Annotated in this window: 24 protein-coding genes and 1 pseudogene; 12 read left to right on the top strand and 13 right to left on the bottom strand. The window is 50.3% G+C overall.

Annotation, left to right across the window (positions count from 1 at the left end; all coding sequences use genetic code 11):
- Positions 1 to 12: 12 nt before the first annotated feature.
- The 4 genes and pseudogenes from tnpB to ABLU96_RS22390 form a co-directional block, all read right to left on the bottom strand.
- A pseudogene (gene tnpB / locus ABLU96_RS22405) lies at positions 13 to 360 on the bottom strand (IS66 family insertion sequence element accessory protein TnpB).
- Positions 357 to 737 carry a transposase gene (locus ABLU96_RS22400; protein WP_074181176.1) on the bottom strand — a complete coding sequence of 127 codons (381 nt, stop codon included), beginning with the start codon at positions 735 to 737 and terminating at the stop codon, positions 357 to 359. Before ABLU96_RS22400 ends, tnpB begins: the two are co-directional and overlap by 4 nt.
- A gap of 586 nt (positions 738 to 1,323) precedes the next feature.
- Positions 1,324 to 1,530 carry an AlpA family transcriptional regulator gene (locus ABLU96_RS22395; protein WP_064362561.1) on the bottom strand — a complete coding sequence of 69 codons (207 nt, stop codon included), beginning with the start codon at positions 1,528 to 1,530 and terminating at the stop codon, positions 1,324 to 1,326.
- A 288-nt stretch (positions 1,531 to 1,818) separates the two neighbouring features.
- Entirely contained in the window at positions 1,819 to 2,052 is a 234-nt protein-coding gene (locus ABLU96_RS22390; protein ID WP_040216486.1) for an AlpA family transcriptional regulator, read from the bottom strand.
- A 124-nt stretch (positions 2,053 to 2,176) separates the two neighbouring features.
- Here ABLU96_RS22390 and ABLU96_RS22385 point away from each other — a divergent pair, with 124 nt between their 5' ends.
- Positions 2,177 to 2,899, top strand: a complete 723-nt coding sequence (locus ABLU96_RS22385) for a hypothetical protein (RefSeq protein ID WP_040216488.1) — start codon at positions 2,177 to 2,179, stop codon at positions 2,897 to 2,899.
- A gap of 344 nt (positions 2,900 to 3,243) precedes the next feature.
- On the opposite strand, the gene ABLU96_RS22380 is transcribed toward ABLU96_RS22385, so the two are convergent.
- Together ABLU96_RS22380 and ABLU96_RS22375 are read right to left on the bottom strand one after the other, a co-directional pair.
- The gene (locus tag ABLU96_RS22380; protein WP_064158542.1) at positions 3,244 to 4,689 is read right to left on the bottom strand and encodes a YfjI family protein; all 1,446 of its coding nucleotides are present in this window, start codon (positions 4,687 to 4,689) and stop codon (positions 3,244 to 3,246) included.
- 234 nt (positions 4,690 to 4,923) lie between these two features.
- Positions 4,924 to 5,556, bottom strand: a complete 633-nt coding sequence (locus ABLU96_RS22375; RefSeq protein ID WP_072040125.1) for an inovirus Gp2 family protein — start codon at positions 5,554 to 5,556, stop codon at positions 4,924 to 4,926.
- Between the two features lie 541 nt (positions 5,557 to 6,097).
- On the opposite strand from ABLU96_RS22375, the gene ABLU96_RS22370 reads away from it, so the two are divergent.
- From ABLU96_RS22370 to ABLU96_RS22325, 10 genes are all read left to right on the top strand, one after another.
- Entirely contained in the window at positions 6,098 to 6,922 is an 825-nt protein-coding gene (locus tag ABLU96_RS22370) for a DUF932 domain-containing protein (RefSeq protein ID WP_040217125.1), read from the top strand.
- 23 nt (positions 6,923 to 6,945) lie between these two features.
- Positions 6,946 to 7,176, top strand: a complete 231-nt coding sequence (locus ABLU96_RS22365) for a DUF905 domain-containing protein (protein WP_014837276.1) — start codon at positions 6,946 to 6,948, stop codon at positions 7,174 to 7,176.
- Positions 7,177 to 7,255: 79 nt separating this feature from the next.
- Complete coding sequence (locus ABLU96_RS22360; protein WP_014837277.1) at positions 7,256 to 7,699, top strand: antirestriction protein; 444 nt, start codon at positions 7,256 to 7,258, stop codon at positions 7,697 to 7,699.
- 11 nt (positions 7,700 to 7,710) lie between these two features.
- Positions 7,711 to 8,190, top strand: coding sequence for a DNA repair protein RadC (gene radC / locus ABLU96_RS22355; RefSeq protein ID WP_014837278.1), 480 nt, complete (start codon positions 7,711 to 7,713; stop codon positions 8,188 to 8,190).
- A gap of 13 nt (positions 8,191 to 8,203) precedes the next feature.
- The gene (locus tag ABLU96_RS22350) at positions 8,204 to 8,425 is read left to right on the top strand and encodes a DUF987 domain-containing protein (protein WP_014837279.1); all 222 of its coding nucleotides are present in this window, start codon (positions 8,204 to 8,206) and stop codon (positions 8,423 to 8,425) included.
- Between the two features lie 24 nt (positions 8,426 to 8,449).
- Entirely contained in the window at positions 8,450 to 8,809 is a 360-nt protein-coding gene (locus tag ABLU96_RS22345; protein ID WP_047683727.1) for a type IV toxin-antitoxin system YeeU family antitoxin, read from the top strand.
- Positions 8,810 to 8,864: 55 nt separating this feature from the next.
- Positions 8,865 to 9,254 (top strand): TA system toxin CbtA family protein, encoded by a 390-nt coding sequence (locus tag ABLU96_RS22340; protein ID WP_047683725.1) that lies wholly within the window; start codon positions 8,865 to 8,867, stop codon positions 9,252 to 9,254.
- Between the two features lie 81 nt (positions 9,255 to 9,335).
- Positions 9,336 to 10,175 carry a DUF4942 domain-containing protein gene (locus ABLU96_RS22335; RefSeq protein ID WP_047683720.1) on the top strand — a complete coding sequence of 280 codons (840 nt, stop codon included), beginning with the start codon at positions 9,336 to 9,338 and terminating at the stop codon, positions 10,173 to 10,175.
- A gap of 693 nt (positions 10,176 to 10,868) precedes the next feature.
- Positions 10,869 to 11,441: a hypothetical protein gene (locus ABLU96_RS22330; RefSeq protein WP_139155552.1), complete on the top strand. Its 573-nt coding sequence runs from the start codon at positions 10,869 to 10,871 to the stop codon at positions 11,439 to 11,441.
- An 18-nt stretch (positions 11,442 to 11,459) separates the two neighbouring features.
- Positions 11,460 to 12,236 carry a hypothetical protein gene (locus tag ABLU96_RS22325; protein ID WP_064407268.1) on the top strand — a complete coding sequence of 259 codons (777 nt, stop codon included), beginning with the start codon at positions 11,460 to 11,462 and terminating at the stop codon, positions 12,234 to 12,236.
- Positions 12,237 to 12,250: 14 nt separating this feature from the next.
- On the opposite strand, the gene ABLU96_RS22320 is transcribed toward ABLU96_RS22325, so the two are convergent.
- On the bottom strand, positions 12,251 to 12,679 hold the full coding sequence (locus ABLU96_RS22320) for a tyrosine-type recombinase/integrase (protein ID WP_224243961.1): 429 nt from the start codon (positions 12,677 to 12,679) through the stop codon (positions 12,251 to 12,253).
- Between the two features lie 367 nt (positions 12,680 to 13,046).
- Between ABLU96_RS22320 and ABLU96_RS22315 the strand changes: the two genes are divergently transcribed.
- Positions 13,047 to 13,577, top strand: coding sequence for an AAA family ATPase (locus tag ABLU96_RS22315; protein ID WP_057173449.1), 531 nt, complete (start codon positions 13,047 to 13,049; stop codon positions 13,575 to 13,577).
- 28 nt (positions 13,578 to 13,605) lie between these two features.
- On the opposite strand, the gene ABLU96_RS22310 is transcribed toward ABLU96_RS22315, so the two are convergent.
- The 6 genes from ABLU96_RS22310 to ABLU96_RS22285 all read right to left on the bottom strand — a co-directional run bounded on the left by ABLU96_RS22310 (position 13,606) and on the right by ABLU96_RS22285 (position 21,555).
- Complete coding sequence (locus ABLU96_RS22310) at positions 13,606 to 15,255, bottom strand: OFA family MFS transporter (RefSeq protein WP_025106024.1); 1,650 nt, start codon at positions 15,253 to 15,255, stop codon at positions 13,606 to 13,608.
- A 280-nt stretch (positions 15,256 to 15,535) separates the two neighbouring features.
- On the bottom strand, positions 15,536 to 16,693 hold the full coding sequence (locus tag ABLU96_RS22305; RefSeq protein WP_014226730.1) for a sugar diacid recognition domain-containing protein: 1,158 nt from the start codon (positions 16,691 to 16,693) through the stop codon (positions 15,536 to 15,538).
- Positions 16,690 to 17,865: a glycerate kinase gene (locus tag ABLU96_RS22300; protein ID WP_064404210.1), complete on the bottom strand. Its 1,176-nt coding sequence runs from the start codon at positions 17,863 to 17,865 to the stop codon at positions 16,690 to 16,692. The genes ABLU96_RS22305 and ABLU96_RS22300 overlap by 4 nt, the downstream gene beginning before the upstream one ends.
- A gap of 13 nt (positions 17,866 to 17,878) precedes the next feature.
- Entirely contained in the window at positions 17,879 to 19,249 is a 1,371-nt protein-coding gene (locus ABLU96_RS22295; protein WP_004105439.1) for an MFS transporter, read from the bottom strand.
- Between the two features lie 76 nt (positions 19,250 to 19,325).
- Positions 19,326 to 20,204 (bottom strand): SMP-30/gluconolactonase/LRE family protein, encoded by an 879-nt coding sequence (locus ABLU96_RS22290; RefSeq protein ID WP_025106027.1) that lies wholly within the window; start codon positions 20,202 to 20,204, stop codon positions 19,326 to 19,328.
- 13 nt (positions 20,205 to 20,217) lie between these two features.
- Positions 20,218 to 21,555 carry an MFS transporter gene (locus ABLU96_RS22285; protein ID WP_025106028.1) on the bottom strand — a complete coding sequence of 446 codons (1,338 nt, stop codon included), beginning with the start codon at positions 21,553 to 21,555 and terminating at the stop codon, positions 20,218 to 20,220.
- Between the last annotated feature and the right edge of the window lie 119 nt (positions 21,556 to 21,674).

Below are 21,674 nucleotides of genomic sequence, written 5' to 3'. Positions count from 1 at the left end.
GGATAAAGAGATTTACAACATGGTCAGGGATGTCAGCAACCGCTTCGGCTGTCTCCAGTCGATGCCTTCCATCAACATCGCCAGCTGCGCCGGCGTCAGGAACACTTTGCCATCGCGGGCTGACGGCCAGGTGAAGCGGCCGCGCTCCAGCCGTTTGGTCAGCAGGCACAGTCCGTCTCCGGTAGACCAGAGCAGTTTGACCTAGCTACCGCTGCGCCCCCTGAAGATGAAGACGTGGCCGGACATCGGATCATCTTTCAGCACCGTCTGCACCTTTGCTGCCAGGCCGTTGAAGCCATTTCTCATATCGGTGATACCGGCAACCAGCCATATTTTGGTCCCTGAAGGTAACGGGATCATCGCTTCAGTTCCTGTATCAGCAGAGTCAGGAGGTTTTCGCTGACAGCTCCGTTGAGACGAAGCGCCCCGTGCCGGAACGTTACCTCACAGCTGATACTGAGGGTCTCAGGGTTTTCTGCGTGCGGTTCTGGCTGTACGGCGGTGGCATCGAGAGTCACGGGAAGTAGCTGAGGACTCTCAGAGGAAGGTAATAGCAGCTTTCCTTCGCGCCACTGCTGACGCCATTTGAACAACAGATTGGCGTTAATGCCGTTTTCGAGCGCCAGTTTTGATATCGACACACCGGGTTCACAGGAAGCAGCAACGAGCTGTTGCTTGAATTCGGGAGGATAATTAGGACAGCCTTTACGCCTGCCGGAAGTCACATTTTTCTGCATATCTGACACTTTGGTTCCCACCACTATTTGGTGTACACCACTTTGTCGGATACATCAGATTATGACCAGACGGCTCTCGCTGGACGCTTACTCTTCTCACAGAGCCTGAGCAAATGGATTTATACTATTGAGCGTATATGCTCAAACGATAGGGCAGGATCGTCTACCGTGGCGGGGTCAGTCCATATACGTCCGCATCTTGTATCAATCGACGGGGGCGGTATCAAAAGAAATACTGTCTTCCATTACTGACAGGTCTCTTTAACTATTAATCATCATCATTAATTTTGCGTGCATAAAAATGTTCCTTACCTCTAGACGACATACAGCTATATGCTGCGCCTGTTCAGTCTGGATATGTGTGAATAACGTATAAGTTCGCAATGGACGAGGCGCTGGGTTGGTCAGTCGGCTCCAGAGGAGTTCAGTGAGTTTATTATTATCCGATAACAAAAGGGGCAGGGCTTAGCCCCACAATACTGACGTTTACATTGTTCACAGATCCAGCGAGACCTTTTATTCACTGTATTAACTCTCGGTGGTTGAGTCCTTTGGTTAGTGCCGGAAGTACGATGAGCAGACATTGTTAATGCCCCCTGGAGGCCTCAATACGTTTTTTTAACCATGTCTTTACTTCACTTTCAGTCCAGCGAGAGCTGCGGCCCAATTTAATCGGCTTCGGGAATCCTCCGTCCTTGATAAGCTTATAAAACCATTTGTCTGTTAATCCGGTGTAAGCAGTAATAAAAGCCATATCTACAAGGCGATCTTTTGTGAAGTCTGTATCTGACATATGATTATTATTTTTCTGATTAAATGTTGATGCCTGTTCTTTCATTATTAATTCTCATTCGGTAAAAATACAATGCACGGGTTTATTTGAAGCTTAGACTTATTTGTTTTTCTAAACGCCATCTTTTTAACATGCAACTGCGCGAAGCAAAATTATCGTCGAATATTATAAATCTCATCATTCAGGATAGGACATGAATTAATAGCGATTTTTTGTATCTATCGTTAATCTTCCTATATGCTGCGTGAGTTGCTCTGGTAACAGCAATAAAAAATTGAATAGATTGTGCTAGCTAGCATTACATCTACAAGATCTGATTGGTATCGGGCGATTGTTTATCCAGTCGTCCAGTTCTGACTCCAGCCAGCCAACTGATTTAGTACCCAGGCGACGCTGCTTAGGGAACGTTACGTCATATCGTGGTGATTTTGGATTCAGCCAGTCGTATATGGTGGATCTTTTGATCCCGGCTTTCTTGACTACTTCAGGTAACCTTAAAATCTTCATATCTTGTGTGGACATGGCTCATTGCTCTTGATTGCTTTAGATTGGTGCTTATATTAATGCGGGGATTAGTATCGAAAAAGCTGCCTTCATAAAGTATTTTTTTAGTTTTGCTACTTCACATTCACATTTTGGTAAACAAATGAAAAATAACGACTTTGATATCCTTTTTGAAGAGGTTTTAAATGAGTTTGAGAAAGCGGTAGTGAAAGTGAAAACTTCCACTCACTTTGAGCCGTGTTCTGGCGAAGAGATGGTGCGTAAGCTCAAGGAAGATGCCCATACTGCCATTACTGATTACCAAAAATGCAGGATTCAGTCTTACAAACATGCTTACAGGGAACGTACTGTTGAAGAGTACATAAGCAGTATGAAGTCTCAAGCTATGTGGACGGGTACACCCGGCAAACTTCTGGAATGCGCTTTTGTATCACATAAATGGGGAATATCTCAGTACAGACAGGGCCGCAAAGCTGAAGGTCGTAAACATGTTTTGATGGCACTAAATTTGATAAACATGTGGAATGGAGCCTGCTGGGCTCTGGAAATGGTAGAATTTAAAGAAGAGTCTAATAAGTTAAAACGAGAAGCAGCAAGCCTCGGTGGTAAAAGAAAGTCGCAGAAATACAGGCCAGTCAAGGATGAAGTCATTAGGCTATTAAAGAAAAATAAGCCTGAAGACGGGTGGAAAAGTAAAGCTGCTGCTATTAATTCTTTAGAGGAAGAGATTTCTAAGTTTATTGAACTTGATTTCCATAAAAATAGTGATTGGACATCATGGGATAAATTATATAGAACCATTAGCGACTGGTCTAGAAATGACATCGAATTGAAGAATGCTTTCGCTGATGTTGTAAAGAGATAACTGATGAAAATAAGCGAATGAAAATGATTTTCAGAGTGTTAGATGTGGAGCCTGTCCGTAATTCTGTGTAACTTCCATCGTATTAAAGGTGATCGCTCAGGCGATCACCGAACTCGATAATAACGCGACTCATTGTCAGCAGTCATTTGAGGCCTATTATTCAATGGTGAAAATAAATGAGTTGAAAGGAGGGGGTTGAGAAAATAGAACATATAAATATCAAAACCTCAATGCTGGGGAGTCACTAAGAGTCAAATGTTTATAACTGGTGATGTTTTTTATATGAATGAATTGCTGCTATTGTCTGCTACCAGTAGCAGACAATAGCAGCTCTTTATCGGTGATTATCGATGGATAGTGATTATTTCGCTCATAGTTCCATTGTTGTTTCTCAATTTCTGGATACTCACCTTCCTTTCTTGCTCAAGGAATTCTAAAGCGGCGTTGAGTTTGATTTTATTTCTTAATTTATAAGGTCCTTTTCTTCTTATTTCCGTTTTGTTTATATGGGTGGTATAACTATAGTGGTTCTCTTTGTGAGAGAGCAGCCAGGCATAGAGTAAATCAGCATTCTGCTCCACTGTTTCACTACGTAAACCACCCGAAGTTAATAAATAAGAATAATAAAAATTCACAATGTTTGAAGCATTTACAACATTTTTTGAGGAAATAGTTCCTGAATTGTTACCGTCAAAATATTCAAATAAGGCAGCCACTCTTATAAAATTTTCTGACAATTTAGAAAACATGCCTTCAAAAAGAGGGGATTTGTCTTTGTGTTGAATTATAGCGTCTTCAGCCTTTTTCTGGTACTCGGATAAAACAGTCTGAGCTTGTTCTGAAAGTGTATAGTATTCATGTGTAACAGTACCACTGTTACACATTTCTTCAAAACTGGATAGCGCCTCTTCGATTTTTTCATGAAATAACCTAAGGCTATCTCCTCCTGCATTTTGTACTGTCTTGGTGTCCCTACGTCCTTGCATAGAGGTGACTCCGGTAATCATGAATCGAGAGAAAAAACCAGAGCCTACTGCATAATCCCCTTGTTTTTTAACATATTTTTCGAATTCATCTGTCTGGATCATAAGTAAGATGGTGAACATGCAATCATCTACTGTGAAACTGCCTGTTTTGCGTTCTACATCAAATGAAGAGCCATCCCATAGCTGGTTTAAAAAACCTAAATTACTCTTAGCTCTTCCCTTAAAGAATACCCCAGCTTCATCTGACATCAGGCTCGCAGAAGGTATATTGTTGTATAATCCCGACTGTAAAGCTTCAGGGGTAGTATCGTTGTAAATCATCTTAGGCAGAACAGGACTTTTCGGTTTTATTCTGTAATGGAGCTTCAGCCGCTCATTTTCACTTTCAATGCTGACACCTTTCTCCGTTTTCTTGCGGATACTCTTCAATATGGATTGTTCCTGTACCTTCCATGATTGAAGTTCTGCATTGTAATCAACTATTAGCATTTCATGTTTCTTTCGGCAGGCTTTCTCAAATGCAAAGACAGGTTGACCCACCAGGTTATATACAGCAGTTTTCCGCTCTCCTGAGTCTGCAATCACGGTAAGATATAAGGAGATGGGCCTGACTCGCCCGTCAGGATAACGAATTTTTTTTAACCCCTGCAATGCAAGTGATGCAAAACCCAGTATGGCGCTACCCACCAGCTCCGGAGGAGCCTGAACATCCCTTACTATAGATTCAATTGCATTCCGCATTATTTGAGGGAAGTATTCTACTGGGTAAGTAGCCTTTTTGTCTTTTATAACTCCAACACTCATATTCGACCTCTCATATGTTAATTTTTACTGGCAGATATACTGCAGGGCCAAGAATATGATACTCATCTGCTATTTGGAATACTCCGGCAGACCATTGGTCTAAATTGGTTTTATTTGGATTGATATTATTTTAGTCAGGATTGTTTTGCTACCTGATACTGTACAGATATGAGTCATGAACAGCCCTGTGCTGGTCTGTTTTACTCATGGGTAAATAGATGATTTGTGATGCCATTATTTAAAGCTACATCCGAAATTACGTTCACCATCTGTAAAACATTTGCTTTTCTTTTTTGCAAAGTAACTTGTCCGGTAAATCAGCGAGCAATATGACTCACTTTGCTTGCCATCCTTTGCATTCAGGTAATAACAAGGATTCCTGGGTGTGTGGACTAACTCTTTATCGGGGGGATATATGAAACTGACAGCACTCATCCATGACTCACGTATAAGGCGGAGGAGTGTACCTTTTTTACTATCGTACGCTCCCAGTGTATTGAAAGTGTCCCCGTTGAGTAACAGTAATACGTGATAATGTTTTTTATGTGAATCAGGTGCAAACTCTCTGGCCCAGACAACGCGTAATGATGTCTTACGAACTCGCTTTCCCTCTTTCTCCCGCTTGTTAAGATAATGTGAAATTTTTGCTTTCAGAGAATCCGCAAAGCGGGATATTACTGATGAATCTGTCCTTGCGAAATTAGCCTCATCAGGCATGTCATTTAATGGTTTGAGAACAGGAGTATGTAAATCTATTCTTACAGCCAATACTCTTGAGTGTTCACTCAATGCTTTATCAATAGTCTGTTCTATTTTCTTTAAATGGTATTGATTTAATTTTCCGTGAGAGGTGATATATTCGTACATACTATCTGTTTCCTTTTTTATATTTCGAAAGTGTTAGTCGTAGTAGAGCTGATTATTTAATTAAATCACTTGCTCTACGCTTGTATTGTTCATATGCATTATGCATACGGTATATGTTTACTTGCCGAGTTATATGCATGAGCGTTGTTTTATTGGTGATGGAATGTTTGTTGGTTTCAATGTATTGAATTACATGTGTTCTCATGTTTATTAATCTAAAGATGTTAATTTAAATGCATTGATATGTATCAGTAATCTATATACACATCTATATACATACATAGACAAACGCCACTGTTCTTTAGTCTGGGGTTGAAATTGCAATAAAGGAAGGAGTTAACGATATTCATGATTTTTATACCTTTTTAGTCATCGAATTGCTCTGGAGTTATCACATATAATGCTCGGGCTTTTTTTTATTAAGTTATGGATGAATTTGAATCTATATTACTTTGGTGAAAATCCGTTATTCCTCGAAGCATATATCTATTCTTCTGAGGTTAAGCCGTTTGGTGCAAAGAGATAAATTAAGGAACTCATCATGAAACTAGCCAGTCGTTTTGGACGGGTAAATCAGGTACGGCGCGACCGCCCGTTAACCCGTGAAGAATTAATGCAATACGTCCCCAGTGTTTTTAGTGAGAATAAGCACGAATCCCGTTCAGACCGATATACCTGGATACCGACCATCACTATTCTTGAGAATCTGCAGCGGGAAGGTTTTGAACCTTTCTTTGCCTGCCAGACCCGCGTTCGGGACCAGCGCCGACGGGAGCACACCAAACACATGTTACGTCTGCGTCGTGCAGGACAGCTCACCGGCCAGCAGGTGCCCGAAATTATCCTCCTCAACTCACACGATGGCTCATCCAGTTATCAGATGCTGCCGGGATTGTTTCGTGGTGTCTGTACCAACGGACTGGTCTGTGGGCAGTCATTCGGTGAAGTGCGGGTGCCGCATAAAGGGAATGTGGTGGAGAAAGTTATTGAAGGGGCTTATGAGGTACTGGGGATATTCGACCGGGTGGAAGAGAGACGTGATGCCATGCAGTCGGCTCTGTTACCGCCACCAGCGCAGCAGGCGATGGCGAGGGCCGCTCTCCACTATCGTTTTGGTGAAGACCACCAGCCCGTCACTACTGCTCAGATACTGACGCCACGTCGTTACGAAGACCGCAGTGACGACCTCTGGACGGTGTATCAGCGGGTGCAGGAGAACCTGATGAAGGGAGGACTCGCGGGGCGCACCGCACAGGGGCGAAGCAACCGTACCCGTGCTGTGAACGGTATCGATGGCGATGTGAAACTTAATCGTGCGCTGTGGGTGATGGCAGAGAATATGCTTGACCTGCTGGGACAGGCATAACTTCGATGCGGAGGAACATACCCGTGAACACCGAAACCCATCCGCAACTTCCCTCCGGCCCGTTTACCCGTGAGCAGGCTTCAGGCATCGCAGCGCAATATGACAACGTCGCCATTGAAGACGACCAGGGAACGCATTTTCGTCTGGTTATTCGTTGCGAAGGAGTGATGGTCTGGCGGGCATGGAACTTTGAACCTGAAGCCGGGGTTATGCTGAACAGCTACATTGCTCGTTATGGCATCCGCAGGTCCTGACCAACCTTACCAGACTTCAGTCTCAGCCTTTCCCGCCAGCCCTGACCGGCAGGCTTTTTTATTTCCGGAGTCATTAATCATGAACAACGCATTAACGGATAACACCATTCCGACAGACACTCTTTGTGCCACACCTGTTAAAGATGAACAGCGCCTTCGTTTCTGGCCTCAGCATTTTGGTCGTATCCCACAGTGGATAACCCTCGAACCCCGCATCTTTGCCTGGATGGACCGGTTGTGTGCGGATTACAGCGGTGGCGTCTGGACTTTTTACACTCTCAGTAACGGTGGTGCCTTTATGGCTCCGGAAGAGAGTGACGGTCTATGGTATCTGTTTAATGTACTGAATGGTAACAGCGCTGAAATGAGTGCTGAAGCTGCGGGGATTGCGGCCTGTCTGATGGCTTACAGTCACCATGCCTGCCGCACGGAGTGCGATGCCATGACGGAGCATTATTACCGTCTGCGCGACTATGCGCTGAACCATCCTGAACGCAACGCCATTATTTACATCATCGACTGAGGCCCCGCACCATGGAAAAACAGTTACCGTTGTTTGCATATGAACTGACGGCATCAGCACAACAGACCATCCGCGAGGCGCTGGCTCTGCTGGAGCGCCAGTTACGCGAGCCCGGCGCATCGTTTACGTCCAGCAGCTCAGTAAGTGACTGGTTACGGCTCCAGCTGACCATGGAGGAAAGAGAGGCATTTGTTCTGCTGCTTCTGGATAACCAACACCGGCTGATTACGCACGAAACGTTGTTCAAAGGCACCATCAGCCATACCGAAGTCCATCCCCGGGAAGTGGTGAAAGCCTCCCTGAAATACAATGCGGCAGCCGTGATTGTTGCTCACTGCCATCCCTCAGGCCATGCCGAACCCAGCCAGGCTGACAGACGGGTGACAGAGCGACTGAAGAACGCTCTGGACCTTGTGGGTGTGCGTCTCCTGGACCACCTCGTTATCGGCGGAATGGATATCGTCTCGTTTGCTGAACGGGGCTGGTTGTAAGGGAGGAGTATTAATGAAAATTATCAGTAAGCGTCAGGCAATGGCGATATACCGCCAGCATCCACAGTCCCGGTTGTTTCGCTTCTGTACGGGGAAATATAAATGGTCCGGCAGTATCTGCCACTATGCCGGTCGCGAGGTGGACGATATCAGCGGTGTACTGGCCGTATTCGCAGAGCGCCGCCAGGACCGCAATGGCCCGTATGTCGTATTACGCAGCGTAAGCCTGAATTAATTCACGATTAAGGAGGACTACATTTTGTCGAAGAAAACCACGATAGAAACGCATGATATCAGCGAATCCTGGTGGGGGCTCAGACGCAGTGTCTCCGCGTGTTTTGGTGCCCGACTGGTCCAGGAGGGAAACCGCCTGCATTACCTGGCTGACCGCGCGAATTTTAACGGACAGTTCTGCGATGCGGATTTGCGCCATCTTGACCAGTCTTTCCCGGTATTGATGAAACAGCTGGAGTTAATGCTCACCAGCGGTGAACTGAATCCCCGTCATCAGCACTGCGTCACGCTGTATGCAAAAGGTCTGACCTGCGAGGCCGATACGCTCGGTTCGCATGGCTACGTTTATATCGCGATTTATCCCACTCCCGTCACCACAGAATAACACCGTAATACTTCACCCTTCAGCAAACACATCTTCCACTATAGAGATAACGTTTATGCAAACCAAATCACCCCCCTTCATGCGGGCGGCATCGTCACGTCCGTCTCCCGTGGGCGTCTGGCAGACCCTGCTGACCTGCCTGCTGGAACACCACTATGGCCTTACGCTTAACGATACGCCGTTCAGTGATGAACTGGTGATTCAGCAACATATCGAGGCGGGTATCTCGCTGGCCGATGCCCTGAATTTTATTGTTGAAAAGTATGAACTGGTCCGCACTGACCGGCCAGGCTTCAGCATCAGGGAGCAGTCTCCGTTTATTACATCCATTGATATCCTCCGGGCCAGAAAGGCAACGGGGCTGATGAATTGTGGCACGTATAAAGATGTGACGGCCATTACCAGAGGACTGCATAGACAGGTCAGCACCCCCGGTAAACGCTGATATGCCTACAGAATCCCACAAAAATATAAACGCCAGCCCTGACCGGCTGGTGTTTTCTGTTGTATATAAAGGAGAAAGCTAATGAGCAGGAATATCGTGACTGAGCCTGAAGTGTTAACCGGACAAAACGGTATGATTTGCTCCACCAGCATTGAACGTATTGTCACAGGCCGTAATGCTGCGTTGACAAGGATTGAAAGCCTTATTCATGCGCTTGATGATATCTCCATTCTTACTCGTGACATCGGCGGCGGTACAGCACAAGTGTGGGGGATGCGGGAGGGCCATCGCTACGATTGCTGGTTTACGGAAAAACCCGATAAAGCGATGAAAACGATTACCCGCAATATTGATCGCCGTATCTGGCGCGATCTGATGAATAAATCAGGCATGTTGAGCCTGATGGATGCTCAGGCTCGTGACGAGTGGCACAAAAGCCTGGAGAAAGACGATATCCCCGCGATATCTGAAGAAAATATCCTTAGTACCTTTGAGCAACTGAATCACGACAAACAGGCCGTTTTTGAGCGTGGTGTTATCAACGTTTTTAAAGCGTTATCGTGGGATTATAAAACGAACTCACCCTGTAGGTTTGGAAAAAAGATCATCATGGATGGTCTGGTTTCTTACAACCGCTGGGGGTTTAGCTTCACACATGGCTATCGACGCGACCAGATTGTTGATCTGGAACGTATGCTGACACTACTTGATGGTAAGCTGCTTCCGGACAATCGGGCTGACATTGCCTGTCGGCTGAGTGACCATATCGGCCAGAAGCGTACTGCCGCTGTTTATGAGGATGAGCTGTTCAGGATTAATTATTTTCAGAAGGGGAGTGCGCACATTGCGTTCAAGCGCCCTGAGCTGATTGAGCGGCTCAACGATATTATTGCCAGACACTATCCGGGGATGCTAGCTTGATTATGTTGTGGTAATTGGGTTCCCTGTTTGGCAACCAAACTATGTGCAGTTCTGTGAAAATCCAAGCGGAAGAATTACTGTATACGAATGTGTATAGCTATTGATGTAATGGAATAAAAATAATTTAATTACAGTGAGTTAAGTTCTTTGTTCGATTCCCTTCGCCCGCTCCAGATCTCTCCCTTGTGGAGAAGCCTTAAAAGCCTCCTCTATCAGCAACTAAAATCGTTATCTATTTTTTAGCCGCCTGTGGGGTCTACCATTGTGATCCGCCCTTGGTAACTGTCACGCTAAGTTACATGGTGAGATGACAGTATAACTCAGCATTGGCGGCAGTTGCATCCTCACACCGCGACAGTAAAACGTGAAGAAAAAGCCCACCCAGGCATCGTTATGTCATCGACAGACTGATCATACGCATTTTAAGCCCGATGTGCGGCCTTGTGGCTGCGTAAACAGGTGAATAGTGGTAAACGTACCTGCACACGATATGCAGGCTCTGCCAGCGCTTCGCTCACGCTCCTTACGGTACACGAGCACCCTGATAAGGTGTGATCCATCTGACAATCTGATGAAGTCGCTACGCTCCGCTTGTTGCTTGTACCACTAACGGGGCTTTATGGTAGCTATTGTCTTAAATCTGGTTCGCTGTAAAATTGAACATAAAGAACAGGTTAAATAAGAAGAATTTTTATGGCATGGTGGAAAGACCTTAGCAAAGACAGCATATCGGGTGTTATCGTTACACTTGTCACTGGCGGTAGTGGGATTGCCGTTATTGTTTGGCTATGGAACTACATTAAAAAGTTCTTCCATTGGCTGGTAGATATTTTTGTTTACCCTGTAACATTGCCTGTTTGGGCTTTACTTCTCATTTCTATTTCCCTATTAGTTTTATTGCCAACTGTTGGATTCGTATTGCGGCGGAAAGTCACATCAGAAGCGAATAATCATTTAAAGAGTTTTTTGGACTACAAAACCGATACCATTTTTGGGATTTTAGTTTCTTGGCGCTGGGTAAGAAGATTAGGGAGTCAGAATTATTCGTTAGACTCTCTCACAATGAGATGTCCAGTTTGTTCGGGAATGCTGGTTCAGCATGCAAATGATCTCTATAATTTAAATCCGTACCCGCTTATAAAATGTCAAATACATGGTTGTGATTGGAAGATATCGCGTGATTTTGAACGTTTAACTTATGGAGATATGCGTATTAAATTAGAGCAAGAAATTGATCGACGTTGTTTTCAACGGTTTGGTGACTAAAATAGAGAGTATGCAAGAATGAAAGGTATCTGTAAGCTATGCCTTGAAGAGAAAGATTTAATGGAATCGCATAGCATTCCGAGAAGTTATTTCAAGCGGTTGAAGAAAAATGACTCTCAATTGATTATATTTCAAAAAGGAAGCAAACCAAAACGAGAAAATGTAGACCCTAAAGAGCCGCTACTATGTTTCGAATGTGAGCAGTTTATCAGCAATGAGTATGAATCGTATGGAACAAGGTTATTGAGAAACCATCATAATATTCGTAAAAACTCTGACCATATAATCATCAACTCATTTGATTATAAGCGATTCTATCTATTCTTGTTGAGCATACTATGGCGAGCATCCATCTCTAAAAGCGTTAATTATTCAACCGTGAATGGCGTTCCTGAGTTGGATGACTTGATGAGACATTGTATTAAAAACAAGCAAGTTCGTATAAATAAATTAAGTCACTTGAAGGTGGATAATTTCATTCGAATTTGTGTTTTTAGATTGATTGACACCACGAACAACGTTCCTGACCATGTTATTAAATCTATTCTTAGCAATTTTGCATTTATAAGAAAAGATGAAGCAGATAGTGTACTTTGGTATTTTGTAGTAGAAGGGTTTGCTATATTCTATGTGTTCTCCGCTTCAAAAGATTACCATGAAGTTATGAGAATGCGATTAAAATCACAATTGACCTCTGGTAGTCATCAGAAGATCTTTAAAATTGATATTTTTAAAGACGCACTCTTTTCCGAAATTTTTATTGATTTGCTTACTGCTGCTAATGAAAATAAATAATTATTTCATGTTGATCACTCCCAAATGTTTGCAAGGGCAGCGCCCACGCTCTTAACGTCAATCTTCAAATAGTTCATGGTGACTTTAGGATCTGAGTGGTCCAGCGCTTTCATTGCTAAAGCGAGATTTCCGTTAGACTTCTCCCAAACTTGGGTTGCAGAAAATTTTCTGAAAGAATGGCACCCTACAGTTCCTTTGATCCCCACATTCTCAGCAGCCTGTTTGATCTCACGGTTCACCTGTTCACGGCTGACAGGGGCTTTTCCTGATGCACGATTGCTGTGTGACGTGAAAACATATTCGTCTTTCGGGAATGCCTGGCGGCGACGTTCTACAATCTCCCACACCTTCGCAGGGACTATGATTTCCTTCTTCTTGCCCGTCTTACTCTCCAGCACTTCCAGCGTATTTCCCTCCTTGAACTGGCTGAACTTCAAATTCACCGTGTCACTGTAAGCATCCCGGTAAACCGGACCATTCTCTTTTAGAGATCTTCCGACATACTGATTATGTCCCCTGAGGAGATCACCATGCGTAAAGCCCGCGGCAGTTGCATCCTCACTCCCGGATAGGAAACGTTAGGGAAGACTGAATTTCTCCAGCCTTTGGCGGTCTCTGCACTATTCTGACATTCTGATCGTTACTGTCTCCCTATAATTGGTGTTGCCGTAGAGGCATATCAGCGCGTTGTCTCACCTGTCAGGGTTAATATGATACGTCCTGCGTAAGCGAGTAATGTCAGCGATAAGTCTCATGTTATAAACATCCGCATTTATCATTCATTAAGGCGAATTTATCTAAGGGATATCTATGTTACTGATCTTTGGCGGCCTGCCCGGTACCGGGAAATCAACTATCGCTCGCCTGCTGGCCGCCAGGCTGGGGGCCGTCTGGTTACGGATTGATTCAATTGAACAGGCGCTGATTCGCGCCGAAACCGTCACCAGGCACGATATAGGGCCGGCCGGATATCTGGTGGCGTACGCCATTGCTGCGGATAACCTCAGGCAGGGCAACGTGGTGATTGCCGACTCAGTTAACCCTATAGCCATTACCCGCCAGGCCTGGAGAGCGGTCGCGACCGAGAATGCCGCGCCTTATCTGGAGATAGAACTGACCTGCTCCGACCAAATGCAGCATCGGTATCGCGTGGAAAACCGAGTGGCGGATATTCGCGGCCATATTCTGCCGGACTGGCAAAAGGTTATCACCCGTGACTACGAACCCTGGCGCACCGCCAGCCTGACTCTGGATACCTCGGTGCTGACCGCCGAAGAGGCGGTAGAGCGGATCGGTGAGTATATTGCGTCACGCGGCCGCCACGCGCCGGTAGGTTCGTAGAAGCCGCCGGGCCATCGGCGGCAACAATCTACATAAAGAATTTCACGGCCTGCTGGAGGGTGGTGCCGACTCCCCATAACAGCGGCACGCTAACCGCTAACCAGCTTACGGTTAACAGCAGCGTGGACGGGCGGGGCTCCCACGTGAGCTGGGCATCCTTGTTGATGGTGTACAGTCCTTTCGCCTGCTGCTGCTGTTCCGCGGTCATCGCATGCTCTTCCGTCAGCGGACGCACCAGCTGATTACAGATAAAACCCAACACCAGCAGGCCGGTCAGGACCATCAGCGTAATATCGTAGACGCGCTCGGGCGAGACCCCGTGCGTTAGCTGATACTCGCGCAGATAGTTAACCAGAACCGGGCCGCTGATCCCCGCCGCCGACCAGGCGGTTAACAGGCGCCCGTGAATCGCGCCCACCATTTGTGAGCCAAAGACGTCGGCCAGATAGGCGGGAATACTGGCAAAGCCTCCGCCGTACATCGAAATGATAATGCACATTGCGCAGACATACAGCGCGATATAGCCGCCGTGATTCACCAGCGGCAACGTGCCGTACAGCACGGCGCCCAGGCAGAAAATGATCGCAAAGGTCATTTTCCGCCCGCACAGGTCGGATACCGATGCCCAGAAAAAACGTCCCAGGATGTTAAACAGGCTGAGCAGACCGGTAAATCCTGCGGCCATGGTTGCAATGCGTTTCAGCTGCTCGCCGTTCAGCTCATGCCAGCTGAGATCGAGCGACAGCAGTTTGCCGGCAAAGATCTCCTGCAGCATCGGCGAAGCCATACCGAGAATACCGATTCCCGCGGTGACGTTGAGCCACAGCACCATCCACAGCAGCCAGAACTGCGGAGTGCGGCAGGCAACGCGGACGTGCACCTGGATCGTGGGATTATTGCGGATCGTTTTTTGCGCCTTCTCACCCGAAGGATGCCAGCCCATGGGCGGCAGGCGATAGCCAAAGGTACCGGCGAGCATAAACAGCGCATAAATCGCCGCCAGCGCCAGAATGCTTTGCCATACCCCGTTGCCGGCCGGACCAGCGAAGTAATTCATCAGACCGTTTGCCAGCGGCGCGCCCACCAGCGCTCCCCCGCCAAAACCCATAATCGCCATCCCGGCCGCCATTCCGCGCTTGTCAGGAAACCAGCGCAACAGCGTCGAAACCGGTGAAATATAGCCCAGTCCGAGACCGATTCCGCCGATGACCCCGGCCCCCAGCCACAGCAGCCATAGCTGATGGAAATAGATAGCGACGCTGGATAGCAGCAGGCCGCCGCACCAGCACAAGGTGGCAATAAAGCTCACCAGCCGCGGTCCAACCTTCTCAAGCCAGCTGCCCCACAGCGCCGCCGAACAGCCGAGAAAAACAAAAAACAGCGTGTAGGTCCAGCCCAGCATGGAGATTTTCCAGTCGCAATCGCGGGTAAACAGCTGCTGCCAGAACGACATCGTGACGGGGCATTGCAAGGACGCGCTTCCTCCTATGAGCTGCGACATAGGCAGCCAGTAAACGGAAAATCCATAGGCCATACCTATGCAGAGATGAACCGCCAGCGCGGCCGGTGGCACCAGCCAGCGGTTAAAGCCGGGCCTGGCGATGATACGGGGTTTCGCGAAAAAATCGCGGAGGGGAGAGACCGGTGCGGTCGCGATGTTTTCATTCATTTGCGCCATTTTCCTGTCCTTTTTATCGATATTAGCCGACGAATGCTGCGGTCGGGGAACGTAGATAAAAGGCAAGAACGGTGCCATTTGATTAAATTGTGTACAAAAATGGCGACTGAAGCGAGCAAGCTCCGCCGAACGGCTGAGGCGAAAAGCCCGCCACCGGCGACGGAGGCACCGCCTGCGATAAAATCGCCGGGCGCGCTATTATTTTGATAAACGGCGATCTCAGAGTGATACGCGGTGCCGGGTGGCGAGGGCGCGTACCGGCCTGCTAGCCCGCCGCACGTTAGCTTAAGGTATCAATCCATTCGCTCTGGCGCGGGTTCTGCCGACGATAGCAGTGTACCGACACCGCCAGCTGCGTCAGGTCGGTGAAGACCATCGGATCGAGCTGAATATGCTTTTTAATCTGCTGTAGCCGGTAGGTGAGCGTATTGCGATGAATCCCCAACAGTAGCGACGTTTTGCCCGGCTCGGCGTTATTGGCAATAAAGCTGCTGAGGGTATCCAGCAGCACTTCGCCGGAATCATGCTCAAGCAGCTGGCGTACGTTATTGATGAAAAAATTGACCATATAGCTGTCTTCCAGCACCCGGAACAGGCAGAGCATCGCCATTTCGCGAAAGTAGTAGATCTGCCGCTGCGGCTGCACTTTGCTCCCCACCTCAATCACCGACCTGGCGAATCGGATGGCCTCGCGAATATCCGGAGCGCTGTCCGCCTGCACGCCAATACCGATATGGTAATGGCTGATCTGATTGCTGAGGACAAACTCGATGCCCCGCAGCAGCGTTTCCTGGGATTCGCTCAGCGTATTGAGGAGCAATATTTCATTACTGCCCAGCAAAATCACGTCTCTTACCCCGGACAGCTGCGAGAATTCCCGCAGCAGCGTACTCAGTATTTCGCTTAGCTGGTGCTGTTCGACCTGGACGGTTACCACGACCGGCACCAGCGGCGCATCAAAAGCGAAGCCAAGCTCCACCAGGCGATGAAGCGCTTCCTGTCCGGCGGGCGAAGCGCCTTGATCAAGATATTGACCAAACAGGGTATCGCGCAGACGCTGTCGCCAGTTGGTTTCCCGCATCTCTATGGCCTGGCGGACCAGCAGCTCGGCGGTGAGTACCGCCAGTTCAGCATAGCGGCTGATCGCCGCGGGATCGCCGCTGATGCCCACCACCATCACCACGCGATCGTCATAGATAATGGGATGATTAATACCGGGATGCACATTCTGAAAACGCGCGGCTTCCGCAGTGTTATTAATACAAATGCGTTTACCGGTGCGTATCACCTCACGGGCGATCTCATGCTGCTCGCCGATACGATGCCGTTCACCTGAGGCAATGATCTGTCCATGATGGTCAATCACGTTCACGTTATGATGAATTATCGCCATTGCCCGGGCGACAATTTCATTAGCCAGCGCCGTCGTAATAATCATACAGTTATCCGCTTATGTGCCTCTCCGCGCCGCCCGCTCAGAAAGGTTCGTAGAACATTCTCCGCTGCGTCGGCGAGGAGCTGTTCGCATGTGTTCATCGACTCCGCCAGCGGCATAGGGCGCTGGCAGATAGACCACATCGCGTCAATATGGTGTTGATACAATTGCCGACTGCTCTCATCGCGTCCGCCGCAAAGGGCCACAACCGGTACGCCGTGGCGCGCCGCTTTGCCCGCCACGCCCACCGGGGCTTTACCAAAGGCGCTCTGACGATCGAGCCAGCCTTCCCCGACGATGGTCAGTGCGGCATCGCTAAGATGACGGTCGGCGTTAAGCAGTTCGAGCACCAGGTCAATGCCCGGGCGCAGCGTGGCGCCCGCATAGGCGATTAGCGCGGCCCCCATACCGCCCGCGGCCCCGGCGCCGGGCCGTTCGCTGACGTCGTAGCCGAGCGTTTGCGTAAGTTGCCGACTGTAGTGCGCCATACCCGCCTCCAGCTCCCTGAGCTCCGCCTCATCCGCGCCTTTCTGCGCGCCATACACCCAGGTGGCGCCATCTTCCCCAAGCAGAGGATTTGTGACGTCGCAGGAGGCCTGTATTTCGGCCTGTCGTAAGCGCGGATCCATGGCGCTTAAATCGATGCGCTGAATATGCGCTAGATCCTTGCCCGCCGCGGGAACCGGCAGCAGCGTGCCGTCCTCGCGCCAGAAGCGGGCGCCAAGCGCCTGGGCAAAACCGATACCGCCATCGTTGGTCGCGCTGCCCCCCAGCCCGATAATCAAACGCCGACACCCGGCATCCAGCGCCGCTTTTACCTGTTCCCCCAGGCCAAAGCTGCTGGCCAGGCGCACATCCCGCTGCGCTTTCGGCGTGAGCTCCAGCCCACAGCTTTGCGCCATCTCGATAATGGCCCGTTCGCCGGGCAGGATCAGAAACGCGGCCTGTACGGAGAGACCGTAAGGCGAGGCGCAACGCTGCTGCTGCCACCTTGCGCCCTTCAGCTGCGGACTTTCCGCAAGGGCCGAGAGCAGCCCCTCTCCGCCGTCCGACACGGGCATTTCGACCAGCTCCAGCTCCTCGTCAACCCGGCGCAACCCCTGTGCTACCGCTGCGCAAGCGGCCTGCGCGCTACAGCTACCCTTAAACGAATCCAGCGCGATAACAATCTTCATGCGTTCTCCTGCGTTAATGCGCTTTGCGCGGCGTTTTATCGGTGGTCATAAGCTGCAATAACATCCCCAGCAGCGCGCATCCCGCCATGGTAAAGAAGGCGTAGATATAACCCGCCGGATTTTCCCACCCCCCACCGAACTGGATGAGCCAGCCCATAAGCAATGGCGAAATGCCGCCGCCGATAAACATCGCCGTGGTGATAATGCCGTTGGCGGTAGAGGTGGCGCGTTCTTCGGCGGAGTCCGAAGCCATGGCGTAGTAGATAGGCCACACGGCGTTGGCCACCAGGCCAAAAAATAGCTGAATGGCGATAAGGCGCGGCATATTGGTGGCGAAATAGAACAGCGCAATGCCGATACTCATCCACAGACCGCAGACGATCAGAGTACGTTTACGGCCAAAGCTATCGGACAGCCAGGGCCAAATTATCTGGCCCAGGGTACCGGTAAGCGTGAAGATAATACTTAGCCCGGCGGATGCCGCCAGCGACAGGCCGGAGACGTGATAAAGATACGGCGGCAGCACAACGTTAATGCCCATATAGACAATTTGCGTCAGTAGGGTATTGCCCGCCGTTAGCGAAATATTGCGGTTGCGCAGGGTGCGTAAAAAGGTCTTCATCCCTTCGCCTTTGGCAACATGGCTGCTTTCCTGGGTCGCCGGGCGCGTCATCCCCTGGCTATCGATATGCTGATAAAGCGTGTTGATGCGATCGGCGGTGGAATATTTCGCCCAGAAAATCATCAGCGGGATGGCGACGATCAGCGCCAGCAGGAAGCAGTAGCGCCAGCTGCCTTCGCCAAATGCGGAAAGCACCAGACTTGCCACCACGCCGCTCAGCAGCGCGCCAATCGGATAGCCGGTATGATGCACCCCCAGCGCGAAGCCGCGTTTCTCTTTCGGCCACCACTCTGCGGTGTTGCTGACGCCGACGGGCTCGCCCCAGCCGGCCCCGAGGTTGACGCCAACGCGCAGCAGCACAAAGGCCGTCAGCCCGTGGCTGATCGCTTTAATTCCGGAAAGAAAAGAGAGGGCGGTATAGCCCAGCACCAGCGGTACCTGAAAGCGCGCTCGCTTCCAGCCTGAACCGTAGCGATCGCTCCAGATGGAGCCGGGGATATCCAGCACCGCAAGGGCAACCATAATCAGGGCGACGACGTTGCCCCACTGTTCCGGCGAGAGCGAAAACTCTTTAGAGATGACCGGGCCAAGGCGCAGGATCATCTCGCGATCGTAGGCGTTAAGCACCCAGATTAGCCAGCAAACCAGCAGCGAAACCCAGGAGAAACGATGTATCAGCCGCTTTTTTCCACCTTGTTCGCCGGCAGGTGTGTGATTGATTGTTGTCATAGTCGTGTTTACTCCGCGGCGTCGCGACAGCATGATGCGCGCCGCCTGGTGTCAGGGTCAGAGTCAGTTCGCCGGGTATTATTGTTATCGCGGCGAGCCGGAGGTTGGCTTAGCCGGCAAAACGCCGTTCCGCTACGCCGGTCACGCCCAGGTCGTATAGGGCGAACAGGCTGCCGCGCAGCTGATTATCTTCCGGGAAGCGCGGGAGGGGCGGCTGTGCCATTGAGGTGACGTACAGCACGTCGAGGTTTTCGCCGCCGAACATTACGCTGGTCACTTTTTTCACCGGCATCTCAATGATGCGATCGACCTTGCCCTCCGGCGTGTAGCGTACCAGCTTGCCCGCGTAGACCAGCGCGTTCCACAGATAGCCTTCGCTGTCCACGGTGGCGCCATCCGCCGCGCCGCCTTCGCTGCGATCGACACGGCAAAAGACTCGTTCTCCGGAGAGATCGCCGGTCGCGGTGTTGTAGTCCCAGGCGCAGATTTCGCCCGTCCAGGTATCGGCAAAATAGAACGTCTCGCCGGAGGGGCTCCAGCAGGGGGCGTTAGAGACGATGATATTTTTCTTCAGCACGTGCAGTGACAGATCGGCGTCCAGGCGATATAGCGCGCCGCTCGGCTCCTCTTCACGCATATCCATCGATCCGAACAGAAAACGTCCCTGACGATCGACTTTGCCGTCGTTGAGCCGGTTAAAGGGCCGGTCCGCTTCCGGATGGTGCAGTAGCGTCAGCTCGCCGCTGGCGAAGTCGAGCAGATGCACGCCATTCTGTAGCGCCACCACCGCGCCTTCGCCGTTCTGGCGCAGGGCGAAAGAGCCAATTTTCTGCCGCACGTCCCAGCTCTTAATCGCGCCGCCCTGCGCGTTACAGGCGAACAGGCGCCCGTCGAGGCTGTCCACCCACCAAAGACGCTGCTGTTCGACATCCCAGACCGGGCTTTCGCCGAGTCGAGTTTTTAAATCCAGTAAGACTTCGATGCGCATAAGAACCTCCTGATTACGCTTTTTCGCCGTCGGCCTGTTTTGCCGATGCACTGCCGGGGGATGACGAACTTTTGATGAACACAGACACCAGCGCGCCGACGATCAGTAGCGCGACGGCGAACCATAAGCCGGACGTTGCCGCGCCGGTGCGGTCCTCAAACGCGCCGAGAATAAACGGCCCGAGAAAGCCGCCGCACAGCCCGAGGCAGTTAAGCAGGCCGAAGCTGCCCGCCAGCATATGCCCGCTCATGATCGAGGGGAGCCAGTTAAAGATGATGGATTGCATGGCGAAGAACATGAAGGCGGCCAGCGAGAAGCCAAGCAGCGCCACGCCGTGACCGGCAATTGCGCCAATGGCCATGCCGGTCGCCATGACCAGATATCCGGCCATCAGCATGCTGCGCGAACGCTGCTCCGTCCGGGCGAAGCGCGGCAGCAGGATCCCGCCAGCGGCGGCTGCGATCCACGGGATGGCGGTCAGCAGACCGATCTGCAGCGGGGTAAGCTGGCCCCAGCTACCGATGATCCCCGGCAGGAAATAACTCAGGCCGTAAACCGAAAACTGGTGAGTAAAGTAAATCAGCACCAGCAACAAAAATACGCGGGTGGTGAGCGCTGTTTTCAGGGAAAAACGGCTCGGCGTATGGCGCGTCTCCTCGGCTTCTTTCTCCAGTACCGCGTTGATTGCCTGCACGTCGTTGCTGTCCAGCCAGCGGGCGTCAGCCGGTTTATCCGGCAGTCTGCGCCAGACGACGAACGCCAGCGCTATCGCGGGCAGCCCTTCGATAAAGAACATCCACTGCCAGCCGTGCCAGCCGGACATTCCATCAAGGCTTAATAACAATCCGCCCAGCGGCGCGCCGATAATATTGGCCAGGCAGACTCCCAGCAGGAACAGACCGGTGGCTTTAGCGCGCTCTTCGCGGCCAAACCAGAGGGTCAGGTAGTAAATAATGCCCGGATAGAGCCCCGCTTCGGCGGCGCCGAGCAAAAGGCGCATCACGTAAAAGGACGTAGGCCCGGTGACAAACGCCATGCCGCAGGAGATGATCCCCCAGGTGATCATGATGCGGGCGATCCAGCGCCGTGCGCCAATCCGGGTTAAAAACAGGTTGCTGGGGATCTCCAGCACCGCGTAGGTGAGAAAAAACAACCCGGCCCCGAGGCCGAATGCGGTTGCGGAAAGGCCGATATCCACCGACATGGTCGCTTTCGCCATGCCAATATTGGTACGATCAATAAAGCTGATGATGTACGCCACGATAAGCAGCGGCATCAAATGGCGGTAGATCTTTTTATGGGTGCGCTGTAGCTGCGTCCCGTTTACCGCCTTTTCATTTATTGCGGACATGGTTATTATTTCCCCGTATTCGTGGTCAGAAGCCTTGCCGGGATCGCGTCGATCCCGTTCGTCAGCTCACAGGTTGTCGCCGGGTGCTGACCCGAACGACGCCCGGCCCGAAGCCCCAC

The sequence above is a fragment of the Klebsiella sp. CN_Kp106 genome, assembly GCF_040064575.1.
Taxonomy (GTDB): Bacteria; Pseudomonadota; Gammaproteobacteria; order Enterobacterales; family Enterobacteriaceae; genus Klebsiella; species Klebsiella michiganensis.
This window is presented reverse-complemented; position numbering and strand designations above follow the sequence as displayed.